We start from the raw sequence: 15,658 nt of genomic DNA, 5'->3' as shown, positions 1-15,658 counted from the left end.
CCGAGCGGCCGGCGGACGGCAACACCCCTGGCGACCGGATACCCTTTGACCTGACGCACGACGATCCCCACAACAGCACACGCGGCCGAGGAGTCACCCGGATGAGCACCACCCAGAGCGAGAGGCTGCGCGGGTTGCTGGAACCGCTCGTCAGCGCGCAGCAGCTGGACCTCGAGGAGATCGAGGTGTCCCGGGCCGGCCGCCGAGGAGTGCTGCGGATCATCGTGGACTCCGAAGAGGGCGTGGAGCTGGACGCCTGTGCGGAGCTGAGCCGCGCGATCTCCGAGAAGCTGGACGAGACCGACGCGATGGGCGAGGGCGAGTACGTCCTCGAAGTCAGCTCCCCCGGCGCGGACCGCCCGCTGACCGAGCACCGCCACTACGTACGCGCCATCGGCCGGCTGGCCAGGTTCCACCTGGCCGGCGACGGCTCCGGTGAGCTGGTCGCCCGCATCCTCTCCGTCGACGAGGACGGGCTCGACCTCGAAGTGCCCGGCGTCAAGGGCCGCAAGCCCACCGCCCGCCGCCTCGACTTCGACGAGATCGCCAAGGCGCGCGTGGAGATCGAATTCAACCGCAAGGACAAGAAGGAAGAGGAGGCGTAGCCGTGGACATCGATGTGAAGCTTCTGAAGGGCTTGGCGCAGGACAAGGAGATCCCCTTCGACGTGCTCGTCGGGGCGATCGAGTCGGCCCTCCTCATCGCGTACCACCGCACCGACGGCAGCCACCGCCGGGCCCGCGTGGAGCTCGACGCGAACGGCCACGTCACGGTGTGGGCCAAGGAGGACCCGGCCGACCTCGAAGAGGGCCAGGAGCCCAAGGAGTTCGACGACACCCCGTCCGGCTTCGGCCGGATCGCCGCGACCACCGCCAAGCAGGTCATCCTGCAGCGGCTGCGCGACGCCGAGGACGACCGCACCTTCGGGGAGTACGCGGGCCACGAGGGCGATGTCGTCACGGGCCTCGTCCAGCAGGGCAAGGACCCCAAGAACGTCCTGGTCGACATCGGCAAGATGGAAGCCATGCTGCCGGTCCAGGAGCAGGTCCCGGGCGAGGAGTACGTGCACGGCCTGCGCCTTCGTACGTATGTCGTACGGGTCGCCAAGGGCGTCCGCGGTCCGTCGGTGACGCTCTCGCGCACCCACCCGAACCTGGTGAAGAAGCTCTTCGCGCTGGAGGTCCCGGAGATCGCGGACGGCTCGGTGGTCATCGAGGCCATCGCCCGCGAGGCCGGCCACCGCACCAAGATCGCCGTGCGCTCCACCCGGGCCGGCCTGAACCCCAAGGGCGCCTGCATCGGCCCGATGGGCAGCCGTGTGCGTAATGTCATGGCCGAGCTGCACGGCGAGAAGATCGACATCGTGGACTGGTCCGACGACCCGGCCGAGATGGTCGCCAACGCCCTGTCGCCCGCCCGGGTGAGCAAGGTCGAGGTCGTCGACCTCGGCGCCCGCTCCGCCCGCGTCACCGTGCCGGACTACCAGCTGTCGCTGGCGATCGGCAAGGAGGGCCAGAACGCCCGCCTCGCCGCCCGCCTCACCGGCTGGCGCATCGACATCCGTCCGGACACCGAGACGGACGAGGAGCGCGAGAACGCCGACCGCGAGCGGGCCGAGCGGGCCCGGGAGCGCTCGGAAAGGCGTTGACCCGGAGGGGCTCCAGGGAATAGATCTGAGCAGTACGCCGCTGAGATCACGACAACATCCGTTCGATTTTTGCCCCAAAGCGGCGAGGTCGGTACGGGGAGGTAGACTTAAACGTGTCTGGCCGGACGCAAGCCCGCGCTTGCCCCGAGCGAACCTGTGTGGGATGCCGGGAGCGAGCGACCAAGAGCGAGCTGCTGCGCATCGTGGTGGACGAGGGCGCCTGCGCCCCCGATCCACGCGGTACGCTGCCCGGCCGGGGTGCTTATGTGCACCCCGTCTCCGTCTGCCTCGACCTGGCGGTCCGCCGCCGGGCGTTCTCCCGGGCCTTCAAGGCCAAGGGGCCGTTCGACACCGCGGCACTGACGCGGTTCGTCGAGCGGGTTGCACCGTAAGAAAAGTGAACGGCACGGGTCCCCGTGCGGTCAGGTACCTCGCGAGTTGGAAGTAGGTCGAGATTGCGATGAGCAGCACTCGATGAGTACGCGATGAGTACGCCCATGAAGTAGCGACGGTCCGGCGGTAACCCGGACCTAAAAGGAGCGAAGTGGCTAAGGTCCGGGTATACGAACTCGCCAAGGAGTTCGGCGTCGAGAGCAAGGTCGTCATGGCCAAGCTCCAAGAACTCGGTGAATTCGTCCGTTCGGCGTCCTCGACGATCGAGGCGCCGGTTGTACGTAAGTTGACCGACGCACTGCAGGGGCCCGGCGGCAACGCCGGCAAGTCCGCTGCCAAGCCCGGTGCGCCCCGCAAGGCGGCGCCCGTGAAGCCCGCAGCGCCCTCCCCGGCAGCTGCGGCACGCCCCGGGGCCCCGAAGCCCGGCGCACCGGCTCCCAAGCCGGCCGCCGAGGCCGAGACCCCCAGCAGCACCCCGGCGGCGCCCTCCGCGCCGTCGGCGGGACCCCGTCCGGGTCCGAAGCCCGCGCCGAAGGCGGCCCCGGTGACCCCGGTCCCGGCCGCCGAGTTCTCGGCTCCGGCTCCGGCCCAGCCGGCTGCCCCGCAGCAGCCCCAGGCCCCGCGTCCCGCGGGTGCCACCCCCGGCCCCCGTCCCGCACCCGCCCGTCCGGCTCCGGCCGGCGGTCAGCGTGACGGCGGCCAGCGCGACGGCGGCCGTGACGGTGGCCAGCGCGACGGCGGCCGTGGTGGCGAGCGTGGCGGCGACCGCCCCGCACGTCCCGCGGGCCAGGGCGCCCCGCGCCCCGGCGGCGCCCGTCCGGCCGGTCCCCGTCCGGGCAACAACCCCTTCACCTCCGGCGGTTCCACCGGCATGGCGCGCCCCGGCGCGCCCCGTCCGGGTGGCGCCCCGCGCCCCGGTGGCGGCTCGGAGCGCCCCGGCGCCCCGCGTCCCCAGGGCAGTGGCCCCGGCGGCGCCCCGCGCCCCCAGGGCGGTCAGGGTCAGGGCGGTGCCCGTCCCACTCCGGGCGGCATGCCCCGCCCGCAGGCTCCGCGTCCCGGCGGCGGCCCCGCCGGTAACCGCCCGAACCCGGGCATGATGCCGCAGCGTCCCGCAGCGGGCCCGCGTCCCGGCGGTGGCCCCGGCGGTGGCCGTGGTCCCGGTGGCGGTGGCGGTCGTCCCGGCGGTGCCGGTGGCGGCGGCGGTCGTCCCGGTGGCGGCGGCGGCTTCGCCGGTCGCCCCGGCGGCGGTGGCGGCGGCTTCGCCGGCCGTCCGGCCGGTCCCGGTGGCGGCGGCGGTGCCGGTCGTCCCGGTGGCGGCGGCGGCTTCGGCGGCCGTCCCGGCTTCGGTGGCCGTCCCGGTGGCCCCGGTGCCCGTGGTGGCACACAGGGTGCGTTCGGCCGTCCCGGCGGTCCGGCGCGTCGTGGCCGTAAGTCGAAGCGGCAGAGGCGCCAGGAGTACGAGGCCATGCAGGCCCCGTCGGTCGGCGGCGTCATGCTGCCTCGCGGCAACGGACAGCCCGTCCGGCTGTCGCGCGGCGCCTCGCTCACCGACTTCGCGGAGAAGATCAACGCCAACCCGGCGTCGCTCGTCGCCGTGATGATGAACCTCGGCGAGATGGTCACCGCCACGCAGTCCGTTTCCGACGAGACGCTCCGGCTTCTCGCCGAGGAGATGAACTACGTCCTGGAGATCGTCAGCCCCGAGGAGGAGGACCGCGAGCTGCTCGAGTCCTTCGACATCGAGTTCGGCGAGGACGAGGGCGGCGAAGAGGCTCTGGTCTCGCGTCCGCCGGTCGTGACCGTCATGGGTCACGTCGACCACGGTAAGACCCGGCTGCTGGACGCGATCCGCAAGACGAACGTCGTCGCGGGCGAGGCCGGCGGCATCACGCAGCACATCGGTGCGTACCAGGTCTCCTCCGAGGTCAACGGCGAGGACCGCAAGATCACCTTCATCGACACCCCGGGTCACGAGGCGTTCACCGCCATGCGTGCCCGTGGTGCGAAGTCGACCGACATCGCGATCCTCGTGGTGGCGGCCAACGACGGTGTGATGCCCCAGACGATCGAGGCGCTGAACCACGCCAAGGCGGCCGAGGTGCCGATCGTGGTCGCGGTCAACAAGATCGACGTCGAGGGCGCCGACCCGACCAAGGTGCGCGGTCAGCTCACCGAGTTCGGTCTGGTGGCCGAGGAGTACGGCGGCGACACCATGTTCGTCGACATCTCCGCCAAGCAGGGCCTCAACATCGAGGCGCTCCTGGAGGCCGTCGTCCTCACCGCCGACGCCTCGCTCGACCTGCGGGCCAACCCGGAGCAGGACGCGCAGGGTATTGCGATCGAGTCCCACCTCGACCGCGGTCGCGGCGCCGTCTCGACCGTCCTGGTCCAGCGCGGAACGCTGCGCATCGGTGACACGGTGGTCGTGGGCGACGCCTACGGCCGAGTCCGCGCCATGCTCGACGACAGCGGTCAGAACGTCCAGGAAGCGGGTCCCTCGACCCCCGTCCTGGTACTCGGTCTCACCAACGTCCCGGGCGCCGGCGACAACCTCCTGGTGGTCGACGAGGACCGTACGGCCCGTCAGATCGCCGAGAAGCGTGCCGCCCGTGAGCGCAACGCCAACTTCGCCCGCAAGGGCGTCCGGTTCTCCCTGGAGAACCTGGACGAGGCGCTCAAGGCCGGTCTGGTCCAGGAGCTCAACCTCATCATCAAGGGCGACGCGTCCGGTTCGGTGGAGGCTCTCGAGTCCTCGCTGCTCCAGCTCGACGTCGGCGAAGAGGTCGACATCCGGATCCTGCACCGCGGTGTGGGTGCGGTCACCGAGTCGGACATCAACCTGGCGACCGGCTCCGACGCCATCGTGATCGGCTTCAACGTGCGCGCCGCGGGGCGTGCCGAGCAGATGGCCGAGCGCGAAGGCGTGGACGTCCGGTACTACTCGGTCATCTACCAGGCGATCGAAGAGATCGAAGCGGCCCTCAAGGGTCTGCTCAAGCCCGAGTACGAAGAGGTCGAGCTCGGCACGGCGGAGATCCGCGAGATCTTCCGCTCGTCCAAGCTGGGCAACATCGCCGGTGTGCTGGTCCGCTCCGGCGAGGTCAAGCGCAACACCAAGGCGCGCCTGCTGCGCGATGGCAAGGTCATCGCGGAGAGCCTCAACATCTCCGGTCTGCGCCGCTTCAAGGACGACGTCACCGAGATCCGCGAAGGCTTCGAGGGCGGTATCAACCTCGGAAACTTCAACGACATCAAGATCGACGACGTCATCGCGACGTACGAGATGCGCGAGAAGCCGCGAGGCTGATCAACTCTCGGGTCCGCGAGGATCCGCGGGGATTCGGAAGGGGTCCGGGAGTTCGCTCCCGGCCCCCCTCCACCAAGGTCGGGGCCGGTCGACGGGTCGTATTTCCGTCGATCGGCTCCGGCCGTTCCGGTACGGTTCTGATGTCCCCGGCAAGCTCTGGCGGGGCACGAACCCGAACCGGCGGGACATCCGGACACACATGTATGTGGGGACCCTGTCCTTCGATCTGCTCCTCGGCGACGTACGGTCGTTGAAGGAGAAGCGTTCCGTCGTCCGCCCGATCGTCGCCGAGCTCCAGCGCAAGTACGCGGTGAGCGCGGCCGAGACCGGCGGACAGAATCTCCACCGCAGGGCCGAGATCGGCCTTGCCGTGGTCTCCGGTGACACCGGACACCTCACGGACGTACTGGACCGCTGCGAACGGCTGGTCGCGGGACGTCCCGAGGTGGAGCTGCTGTCGGTGAGACGGCGGCTGCACAGTGACGAAGACTGACAGTCGAGCGAAATCAGAAGGAAGAGTGACGGACCGGTGACCGACAACGCGCGGGCCCGCAAGCTGGCCGATCGCATCCAGGTCGTGGTCGCGGAGACCCTGGACCGGCGAATCAAGGATCCGCGGCTGGGATTCGTGACGATCACGGACGCCCGGGTCACCGGCGACCTGCGGGAGGCCACGGTCTTCTACACGGTCTACGGCGACGACGAGGAGCGCGCGGCCTCCGCCGCGGCGCTGGAGAGCGCCAAGGGCGTCCTCCGCACCGAGGTCGGCCGGCAGACCGGGGTCAGGTTCACGCCGAGCCTGGCCTTCGTCCCGGACGCCCTCCCGGACAACGCCCGTACCATCGAGGACCTCCTCGACAAGGCGCGGGCCAAGGACGCGGAGGTGCGCCAGGTCTCCACGGGCGCGCAGTACGCCGGCGACGCCGACCCGTACCGCAAGCCCGAGGACGAGGACGACGAGACCGGGACCGGGACCGGGACCGACGAATCCTCCGAGAAGAACGAGGGCCCGGCCTCCGCATGACCGAGCAGACCACCACGCCGGACGGCCTTGTCATCGTCGACAAGCCGTCCGGCTTCACTTCGCACGACGTCGTCGCCAAGATGCGCGGCATCGCCCGCACCCGGCGGGTCGGCCACGCGGGCACGCTGGACCCGATGGCGACCGGAGTCCTCGTGCTCGGGGTCCAGCGGGCCACCAAGCTGCTGGGCCACCTCGCCCTGACCGAGAAGGAGTACCTCGGTACGATCCGGCTCGGCCAGGACACCGTCACCGACGACGCCGAGGGCGAGATCACCTCGTCCACCGACGCCTCCGGCGTGAGCCGCGAGGGCATCGACGCCGGGGTGGCCGCACTCACCGGCCGGATCATGCAGGTCCCGTCCAAGGTCAGCGCCATCAAGATCGACGGCAAGCGGTCCTACGCGCGGGTGCGCGGCGGCGAGGAGTTCGAGATCCCGGCCCGTCCGGTGACCGTCTCCTCCTTCCGCGTCTACGACGTCCGTGAGGCCGTCGCGGAGGACGGCACCCCCGTCCTCGACCTGGTCGTCTCCGTCGTCTGCTCCTCGGGGACCTACATCCGCGCCATCGCCCGCGACCTCGGCGCCGGACTCGGCGTCGGCGGCCACCTGACCGCGCTGCGCCGCACCCGGGTCGGTCCGTACGGACTGGACGCGGCGCGGACGCTCGACCAGCACCAGGAGGAGCTGACCGTGATGCCGGTCGCCGAGGCGGCCGCCTCCGCGTTCTCCCGCTGGGACGTGGACGAGAAGCGCGCCAAGCTGCTCCTCAACGGCGTACGGCTGGACATGCCCGCCCATCCGCCGGGGCCGGTCGCGGTCTTCGGGCCCGACGGCGCGTTCCTCGTGCTCGTCGAGGAGGAGAAGGGCAAGGCCAAGAGCCTCGCCGTCTTCGCCTGAGCCGCACCTCGCACCTGGCGCGCCTCGAACCTGGCGCGCCCCGCGTCCGGGCCGCCCCCGCGTCCGGGCCGCCCCCGCGTCCGGGCCGCCCCCTCGCTTCGGCGGGTCATGCGTGGAGCGGGCACCCACCCCCCCAACCCGGTGCCCGCTCCACGTTCCCCTCCCCGGCACCATTCCTGCTCCCCGGGGGACACGCTTATTCACCCCATCGGACGGGCGCTCGGAGTGAATACCGGGGGCGTGGGGGGCGCTTTCCCCGTCCGCGCGCCCCAGGAGATCACCGGCGGCCTAACGTCGCACCATGGGCAGTGGGGACCGGTCGAAACTGGTAAGAATCTGTGATCAGGCCGGCCGGCCGCGAGGGACGGGATTCGTCGCGGACGACCGCGGCACGGTCGTCACCGCCCATCAGGCCGTGACCTCCCCCGGCCCGCTCCTCCTCCACGGCACCGACGGCCGCACCTGCACCGTCGCCCCCGACGACATCACCGCCCTGCCCGCCCTGGGCCTCGCCCTCCTGCGCACCGGCGGCCCCGACGCCCTCGACGCGGAACCCCTGCCCATCGCCGGACGCGACCGCGCCGAGCCCGGCGGCTACGTGGACATCGCCGCCCACGGGCGGCGCGAGGCCCGGGTGCTCGGCACCACCCCCGCCACCTACACCGCGCCGGACGGCATCGGGCACCCGGTCCCCGCCGCCCTGGAGCTCGCGCTGGGCACCGACGGCCGCGACGCCCTGCGCTCCGGGGGCGCGGCCATCGGCGGGCCCGTCACCGACCCGGCCACCGGTGCCGTCGTCGGCATCCTCTGCACCGCCCTCACCGCCCCGCACGAGGCGGCCGGCCTGGCCCTCCCGATCACCCGGGGCGCGGACGGCACGCTGGACGCCCTGCTGCGCCGCAACGCCACCGCCGCCCCCGCCTACGGTCCCGATCTCAACCTCGCCGGGGCCCTCCAGCTCACCGCCACCTCCGTCGGCTCGGCGGACGGCCCGCGAGCCCGCACCGCCCCCGTCCCGCGCGCCGACGTCCACGCCGAGCTCGCCGCCTTCGCAGCGGGCACGGGCCTGGTCCTCGGCCTCGTCGGCGCGCCCGGCACCGGCCGCACCACCGAGCTGGCCGCCCTCGCCGCCCGCCGCGCCGACGGCGGCGCGCCCGCCCCCACGCTCTGGCTGCGCGGCGCGGACCTGCTGGCCGAGGACACCTCGATCGCGGACGCCGCGAGCAGGGCCCTCGCCCGCGCCGCCCGGATCGTCACCGCGGCGGGCGCCCGCGGCGACATGAGCACGGCCACCCCGGAGCGCGTCGCCCGGCTCGCCGCCGACGCCGGGCAGCCGCTCCTGGTGGTCCTCGACGGCCCCGAGGAGATGCCCCCGCTGCTGGCCCACCGGCTGGCGGGCTGGACGGCGGACACCGCCGCCTGGCTGCGCGAGCAGGACGTCCGGCTCGTCGTGGCCTGCCGCCCCGAGCACTGGGAGACCGCCGGCGGCCTCTACCCACCGGACGCCCTGCACCGCCCGGACCGCCCCGCCCGCAGGCTGCCGTCCGCCCTGCGCCTGGGCGACCTCACCCCCGAGCAGGCAGGGCGGGCCAAGGAGGCCTACGGCATCCCGCCCGCCGCCCTCGCCCCCGGCCACGACCGGCACCCGCTCACCCTGCGACTCCTCGCCGAGGTCCGCGCCGCGCTGCCGCCCGGGGTGCCGGGCCGCCCCGACACCGAGGACGTCTTCGGCGCCCACCTCGACCTGCTGTGCGTACGCGTCGCCGTCCGGATCGCGGCCGCCGCCGACGAACAGCCCCGCGGCGCCGCCGTGCGCCGCCTCGCCGCGCGCGTGGCGGGCCAGGTCCACGAGGCGGCCCGCCGCTGCCTGGGTCCGGGCCAGGGCGAGCTGGACCGGGCGGCGTTCGAGGAGATCTTCCCCTGGCGCACCGGCTGGGCCTCCGCCGTCCTGACCGAGGGCCTTCTGGTCCCCGCCGGTGCGGGCTACCGCTTCGCGCACGAGGAGCTCGGCGACTGGGTGCAGGGCGCCCACCTCGACCTGGACGCGGCCCTGCGCTCCCTGGTGCACCGCTGGCACCGGGGGAGCGGCGGCCCGGACCGGGTGCCGCACCCCCGCACCGCCGGCGAACCCCGCAGCCTGCCCGTGCCCCGGCACCGCATCGGACCGGTGATCCAGGCGATGGTGCTCCTCGGCCGCCGCCAGGGCACCGCCGCGCTCGCGCACCGGATGGCCGACCTGATCGAGGCGCTGGACCGGCTGTGGACCGACACGGGCCCGCGCGACGAGGACGCCGCCTGGTGGGCGGCCCACCTGTTGAACGGCAGCCTGCTGCGCGTGCCCGACGCGCGCCCCTATCTGGGCGTCCTGCGGGTCCTCGCCGGACGCATCACCCGGCGCTCCGCCGCCCCCGAAGGACCCGGGGACCTCGGGGCGTACGGGGAGTTCGGGCCCTGGTTCTGGCGGCGGCTGAGGCTGCCCGAGGAGAACCGGATCGATCTGCTCCGCCGCCTCGTGCCCGCCGACGGACTGCCCCGCACCGACGGCGACGAACGCTATCTGGACGCGGTCGCCCGCCGCCTCGCCCTGGACGCCCCGGCCGTCCAGCCGCTGCTGTGCCGCTGGTTCACCGACGAACGCCCGCTGCTCGTGGGCCCCGACGCGCCGGACGTCCCGCTGCGCCCCACGGTCGCCGCCGCCGCGCAGGCCCTGCTGTACGCCCGCCGCGACCTCGCCCCCGACGAACTGGCCGACGCGCTGATCGCCACCCCGCACCAGCGGGCCGGGGAGCTGCTGCTGGCCCTCGCCGAGGACGAGCCCACCGCGCTCTGCCGGGCCGTGGAGCGCTGGGCCCGCGACGAGGACCGCCCGGCCCGCCGCTCCGCCGCCGCCCGCTACGCCGGCCTCCTCCAGCAGCGGGTCACCGCCGAGGGCGACCGGGCCCTGCTGCGCTCCGCCGCCCTCGTGCTGCTGGACCGCCCCGAGGACGCCGCCCTGCACGCCGCCGCCCTCACCCTCCTCGTCCGCGACCCGGTGGCCAGGAGAACCCACCTCCCCGGGGCGCTGCGGGCGTTCGCAGCCGGAGACCCCCGGCTGCCCGTCGAACTGCTCGCCGAGGTGTTCCCGGACCACCAGGAGCCGGTCCTCGCCGCCCTCCGCGCCCGTCTGGCCCGCCCCGGGGACGGCGGGGGAGCGGTGCTGCGGGCGCTGGCCGGACTCGACACGCCCGCGCTCGCGCTGCACGCCGCCGGACTCGTACGGGAGTACATCGACGCCCACCCCGAGGACGGCACGCACGCCGCCGAATACGTAGACCTCCGCCTGGAGCACGGTCCGGCCGCCCGGGCCCTTCTTCTGCCCCTGGTGACCGGACTGCTGCGGGACCGCCCCGCACCGCCGCCGGTCCGCGCCGCGCTCGCCCGGGTGCTGGCCGGGGCCGGAAGCGCCGCGTCCCGGCCGCTGCGGGCGGAGCTGCTGGAGGTCCTGCTGGAGTTCGAGCAGGTCACCGGCCGGGACCCGGATGTGCTGGAGGCCCTGCTCCGGGCCGCCGCCGAGGGCTCGGGGCGCCGCCCGGAGATCCGTACGCGCGCGCTCGTCCACCGGACCGGGATGCTGATGGTGCGTACCCCCGAGGGCGCCGCCCGTTTCGACCGGGGGCTGGTCGAGCTCGCCCGCGACGTGCCCGGATTCGCCGCGCTCGTCACCCGCTGGCTGGCCGACGCCCCGCAGGAGTGGGCGGCGGTCGTGGGGCCGAGCGCCCGGCGCACGGTCGAGGCGTTGGAGACGTCACGCCCGTCGATGCCGATGCCGATGCAGGCTGCGGGACGTGCGCATGGCAGTCTTAGACCTGCGTAATCGACATACACACGTACACAGGTTCGGGCGAGGAGCGGTCACAGTGCAGCGCTGGCGTGGCTTGGAGGACATCCCCCAGGACTGGGGGCGCAGCGTCGTCACCATCGGCTCCTACGACGGCGTGCACCGCGGACACCAGCTGATCATCGGCCGGGCCGTCGAGCGCGCCCGTGAGCTGGGCGTCCCGTCCGTCGTCGTCACCTTCGACCCGCACCCCAGCGAGGTCGTCCGCCCCGGCAGCCACCCGCCGCTGCTCGCCCCGCACCACCGTCGCGCCGAGCTGATGGCCGAGCTGGGCGTGGACGCCCTGCTGATCCTGCCGTTCACCGCCGAGTTCTCCCAGCTGTCGCCCGCCGACTTCATCGCGAAGGTCCTCGTCGACCGGCTGCACGCCAAGGCCGTCATCGAGGGCCCCAACTTCCGCTTCGGCCACAAGGCCGCGGGGAACGTCGCGCTCCTGACCGATCTGGGCGCCACCTACGACTACACCGTCGAGGTCATCGACCTGTACGTCACCGGCGAGGCGGGCGGCGGACAGCCGTTCTCCTCCACACTCACCCGGCGGCTGATCGCCGAGGGCGACGTCGCCGGGGCCGCCGAGATCCTCGGCCGACCGCACCGGGTCGAGGGCATCGTGGTGCGCGGCGCGCAGCGCGGCCGGGAGCTGGGCTTCCCGACGGCCAACGTCGAGACCCTCCCGCACACGGCGATCCCCGCCGACGGTGTCTACGCCGGCTGGCTGGAGGTGGACGGGGAGTCGATGCCCGCCGCGATCTCGGTCGGCACGAACCCGCAGTTCGACGGTACGGAGCGGACCGTCGAGGCGTACGCCATCGGCCGCGTCGACCTGGACCTGTACGGGCTGCACGTGGCCGTCGACTTCCTCGCCTACGTCCGGGGCATGCTGAAGTTCGACTCGATCGACGACCTCCTGGTCGCCATGGCCGCCGATGTGAAGCGCGCCGGCGAGCTGACCGCCGCGTACGACCTCACCCACTGACGTCGGGGCCCGTCGTCACATTCCCGTCTGCCGGGCGACGCCTGGCACGCACTCCCCCATGTGACGACAGGCCCCACCCCCACCGTGCGATCCGCCCGCGGACGACGGATGCTGACAGAGTGCGCGACATCCTGCCCGCCCTCCGTGCCCGGTGCGCCGACGGCATCCCCTTCGCCCTGGCGACCGTCGTCGCCGTCCACGGCAGCGCGCCCCGCGACCCCGGCGCCGTGCTGGCCGTCGACGCGGCGGGGACGGTGGTCGGCAGCGTCTCCGGAGGCTGTGTCGAGGGCGATGTGTACGAGGTCGCCCGTGAGGTGCTCGCCGGGGCCGGGACGCGCGTGGTGTCGTACGGGATCAGCGACGACGAGGCGTTCGGAACCGGCCTGACCTGCGGCGGCACGATCGACATCCTGGTGCGCGCCTACGCGACCCCCTCCGAGCGCGAGGATCTCGGGGCCGTGCTGGACCTGATCGCCGCCGGTCTGCCGGTGGCCGAGGCCACGGTCCTGTCCGGCGCGGCGGAGACCGGAGCCCGCCTGGTCGTCCGGCCCGCCGACACTCCTGGCAGCCCCGGCACTCTCGGTTCCGCAGGGCTGGACGCCGCCGTCACCGACGACGCCCGGGGCCTGCTGGCCCAGGGACACACCGCGATCCAGTGGTACGGGGCGCACGGCCAGCGCCGGATGCAGGAGGTCGCCGTCTTCGTCCGGACGTACGCCCCGCCGCCCCGCATGCTCGTCTTCGGCGCGATCGACCACGCGGCGGCCACCGCCCGCATCGGCTCGTTCCTCGGCTACCGGGTCACCGTCTGCGACGCCCGCCCCGCCTTCGCCACCCGGGAGCGCTTCCCCACGGCGGACGAGGTCGTCCGCGCCTGGCCGCACACCTACCTGGAGTCCACCGAGGTCGACGCCCGCACCGCGATCTGCGTGCTCACCCACGATCCCAAGTTCGACGTGCCGCTGCTCGTCGCGGCCCTGCGCACGCCCGCCGCGTACATCGGGGTGATGGGCAGCCGCCGCACCCACCACGACCGGCTGGCCCGCCTGCGCGCGGCCGGGGTGGACGAGACCCATCTAGCGCGCCTCGCCTCACCCGTGGGCCTCGACCTCGGAGCCCGTACGCCGGAGGAGACGGCGGTCTCCATCGCCGCCGAGATCATCCAGCACCGCTGGGGCGGCACGGGCCGCCCGCTCGGCGAACTGACGGGGGCGATCCACCACGCCGGACCGGACGTCCAGGAGTAGTCAGGGCACCGTCGCACCACCTCGCGCCGTGCTCTCCTCCGCCTGCGGCGACAGGCCGCCACGGCCCTCACTCGGGCGGTCCATCGCGCGCCATTCCGGCCGCAACCCCGCCAGATTCGTGGTGAGGAAGTACGCGGCCCCGCAGGCGAGGAGCACTGGAGTCAGTCCGACCGCGGACACCGCCACCCCGGCGAGCAGCCCACCGAGCGGGATTCCGGACCAGGACAGTGAGTCACCGAGCGCGTTGACCCGGCCCAGCATCCGGCGCGGCACCCGTTCCACGAGGACGGCCCCCAGCACGGGGTTGATGAACCCGGCGCCGAACCCGCTCACGGCGAAGACGGCCAGCACAGCGCCCAAGGGGGCGTCGGCGGCGAGGACCAGGAATCTCGGCGCTCCGGCCAGCAGGAATCCGCCGAGGACCACCAACCTGCGGCGGAGCCGGTGCGCGGCCATCGCGGCGATGAGGCTCCCGCCCACCGCGGACGCCCCCATCACACTGCCGATCAGGCCGATCGCCGCCGGGCCGTTTCCGGATTCCCCCGCCCAGACGGGAACCAACAGGGTGGTCATCGCCGCGTCCAGGAGGTTGGTGATCCCGACCATGACGATCACGGCGAGCAGCAGAGGCTCGTGCCGGAGGAAGGTGCAGCCCTCCCCGAACCGACGCCAGTAGCCCGCCTCCTCTCCGCCGGCCAGTGCCGAGGGGTCCACGACCGGATGCCCCATGCCGCGCGGCAGCGCGACGGCGACGATCACCGAACCGAGGGCGAAGCAGCCCGCGTTGACGACCAAGCCCGTCATGGGGCCGAGCAGTGCCACCAGGGCGCCGCCCGCCGCCGGACCGATCGTGGAGGCGAGTCGTTCGATCACGCCGGACAGGCCGGTGGCCCGCACCAGGGGTGTACCGCAGCGCTCGGCGGCCTCCGGGACCATGACTTCCTTGGCCAGATCGCCGGGGCCGCGTGCCGCGCCGATCACAGCGACCAGGCCCAGCAGGACGGGGAAGGACAGCAGGTCCAGACTGTGGAGCAGCGGGATCGCCGCGGCGGCGGCCGCGCTCGCCAGGTCCGTGGTCCAGGAGACGACCCGCGGCCCGATCCGATCCACCACAGGGCCGGTGAACGCCTTGACCACCACATAAGGCGTCATCTCGCAGAAGGCGACCAGCCCGGTCATGGCGGCGCTGCCCGTGGTGACGAGCACGAACCAGGGCAGGGCCACCAGCGAGATCCGTGTGCCGGTCACGGACACGGCGATGGCCGCCAGTACCCCGACCAGCGGCCGTAAGGACCGCTTCGCTGATGCTCCGCCGACGCCGCCGGAAGCGTCCGTGGTCACCGCGTCTCCGTTTCCGGAGCGGGGGCGTCGGGCTCGGGCAGGATGTGGGTGATGACGCCGACCCGCTCGGCGCCCTCGGGGGCGCTTGCCGCTGCCTCGGGGGTGTCCCGCCGGTAGCGCGTGATGACCTCCGCCAACTCTTCGTACAGGGTGGTGGTTTCGTCGGGCGTGAGCCGTAGGGCCCAGTCGCTCATGTCGAAGGCGTTCCGCCAGGCGCGGTCCATCGTCTGCAGCCCGTTCAGGGTCTGCTGGGTGCGCAGGGTGTGGAGGGCAGCGACGGACTGCTGGTAGGCGAGTGCGGCCTCGGGCTCCTGCTCGGTCAGCTCAGGATCGCTGAACCAGATCGTCCGGTGCACCGGACGCCACCAGCGCTCGCGTGCGTTGCCGCGCTCCGTGTCCTCCTCGACGAAACCGGCCGCGCCGAGCTGACGCAGGTGGTAGCTGGCCGTCCCGGAGTTCACCCCCAGCCGTTCCGCGAGGCGGGTGGCTGTCGACGGGCCGTGCTTCCCCAGCAGCCCGACCAATTGCACGCGTACCGGATGAGCCAGAGCACGCAGCCCCTTGGCGTCCAGGACGACCGATCCTTCTCCGGCGGCCGGGGCGTCCGACCGGTCCGACGCGTCATCTGTTGTCATACGTCACAGCCTAAACCGCAAAGAGTTCTTCGCGAAGAATTCTTTGCGGTTTTTCCCGAGGGGTCCGGCCGATGAGTTCCGGGCCGGACGGGGGTCATCACCTGTGGGACCACCGGCAGGCAAGCGTTCGCACCCGAAGGAGAAACCGTGGCCAAGCTCATTTACTCCATGCTCACCTCGCTCGACGGCTACGTCGAGGCGGCAAGCGGTTCTTCCCCGACGGCGTGCGCCTCGACCTCGAACTGGTCGAGGAGCGCGCCTTCGCCAGCGGACTGATCTACGCCCGCTACCGGACCCGCTGAACAGCACCTGCC

12 protein-coding genes and 1 pseudogene are annotated in these 15,658 nt (G+C 73.2%); 11 read left to right on the top strand and 2 right to left on the bottom strand.

What is annotated here, in order from left to right:
* Positions 1-101 precede the first annotated feature (101 nt).
* The 10 genes from rimP (at position 102) to D581_RS0129090 (ending at position 13,368) form a co-directional block, all read left to right on the top strand.
* Positions 102-605, top strand: a complete 504-nt coding sequence (gene rimP / locus D581_RS0129135) for a ribosome maturation factor RimP (protein WP_018960674.1) — start codon at positions 102-104, stop codon at positions 603-605.
* Between the two features lie 2 nt (positions 606-607).
* A complete protein-coding gene (gene nusA, locus D581_RS0129130; protein WP_018960673.1) occupies positions 608-1,648 on the top strand; it encodes a transcription termination factor NusA in 1,041 nt (346 codons plus the stop codon).
* 113 nt (positions 1,649-1,761) lie between these two features.
* Positions 1,762-2,040, top strand: coding sequence for a YlxR family protein (locus D581_RS0129125; protein ID WP_199787847.1), 279 nt, complete (start codon positions 1,762-1,764; stop codon positions 2,038-2,040).
* Between the two features lie 152 nt (positions 2,041-2,192).
* The gene (infB, locus tag D581_RS1000000140190) at positions 2,193-5,348 is read left to right on the top strand and encodes a translation initiation factor IF-2 (RefSeq protein ID WP_078625959.1); all 3,156 of its coding nucleotides are present in this window, start codon (positions 2,193-2,195) and stop codon (positions 5,346-5,348) included.
* A gap of 199 nt (positions 5,349-5,547) precedes the next feature.
* Positions 5,548-5,841, top strand: coding sequence for a DUF503 domain-containing protein (locus D581_RS0129115; RefSeq protein ID WP_018960670.1), 294 nt, complete (start codon positions 5,548-5,550; stop codon positions 5,839-5,841).
* A gap of 36 nt (positions 5,842-5,877) precedes the next feature.
* Complete coding sequence (gene rbfA / locus D581_RS0129110) at positions 5,878-6,372, top strand: 30S ribosome-binding factor RbfA (protein ID WP_018960669.1); 495 nt, start codon at positions 5,878-5,880, stop codon at positions 6,370-6,372.
* Positions 6,369-7,268: a tRNA pseudouridine(55) synthase TruB gene (gene truB, locus D581_RS0129105; protein WP_018960668.1), complete on the top strand. Its 900-nt coding sequence runs from the start codon at positions 6,369-6,371 to the stop codon at positions 7,266-7,268. Before rbfA ends, truB begins: the two co-directional genes overlap by 4 nt.
* A 301-nt stretch (positions 7,269-7,569) precedes the next feature.
* Entirely contained in the window at positions 7,570-11,121 is a 3,552-nt protein-coding gene (locus D581_RS0129100; RefSeq protein ID WP_018960667.1) for a trypsin-like peptidase domain-containing protein, read from the top strand.
* A 43-nt stretch (positions 11,122-11,164) separates the two neighbouring features.
* Entirely contained in the window at positions 11,165-12,121 is a 957-nt protein-coding gene (locus tag D581_RS0129095) for a bifunctional riboflavin kinase/FAD synthetase (protein ID WP_018960666.1), read from the top strand.
* 119 nt (positions 12,122-12,240) lie between these two features.
* A complete protein-coding gene (locus D581_RS0129090; RefSeq protein ID WP_018960665.1) occupies positions 12,241-13,368 on the top strand; it encodes an XdhC/CoxI family protein in 1,128 nt (375 codons plus the stop codon).
* Here D581_RS0129090 and D581_RS0129085 read toward each other — a convergent pair whose 3' ends face one another.
* Positions 13,369-14,709 (bottom strand): MFS transporter, encoded by a 1,341-nt coding sequence (locus tag D581_RS0129085; RefSeq protein ID WP_018960664.1) that lies wholly within the window; start codon positions 14,707-14,709, stop codon positions 13,369-13,371.
* Entirely contained in the window at positions 14,706-15,344 is a 639-nt protein-coding gene (locus D581_RS0129080; RefSeq protein WP_018960663.1) for an ArsR/SmtB family transcription factor, read from the bottom strand. Before D581_RS0129080 ends, D581_RS0129085 begins: the two co-directional genes overlap by 4 nt.
* Before the next feature lie 194 nt (positions 15,345-15,538).
* Between D581_RS0129080 and D581_RS1000000142300 the strand changes: the two are divergent.
* A pseudogene (locus D581_RS1000000142300) lies at positions 15,539-15,646 on the top strand (dihydrofolate reductase family protein); the annotation flags it as partial.
* Positions 15,647-15,658 lie beyond the last annotated feature (12 nt).

The sequence above is a fragment of the Streptomyces sp. CNB091 genome (assembly GCF_000377965.1).
This window is presented reverse-complemented; position numbering and strand designations above follow the sequence as displayed.

Excerpts from the sequence above, each read along its gene's own strand:
- truB (WP_018960668.1), top strand. The coding sequence starts at position 6,369 with ATGACCGAGCAGACCACCACGCCGGACGGCCTTGTCATCGTCGACAAG.
- D581_RS0129100 (WP_018960667.1), top strand. The coding sequence starts at position 7,570 with ATGGGCAGTGGGGACCGGTCGAAACTGGTAAGAATCTGTGATCAGGCC.
- D581_RS0129115 (WP_018960670.1), top strand. The coding sequence starts at position 5,548 with ATGTATGTGGGGACCCTGTCCTTCGATCTGCTCCTCGGCGACGTACGG.
- D581_RS0129080 (WP_018960663.1), bottom strand. The coding sequence starts at position 15,344 with ATGACAACAGATGACGCGTCGGACCGGTCGGACGCCCCGGCCGCCGGA.
- rimP (WP_018960674.1), top strand. The coding sequence starts at position 102 with ATGAGCACCACCCAGAGCGAGAGGCTGCGCGGGTTGCTGGAACCGCTC.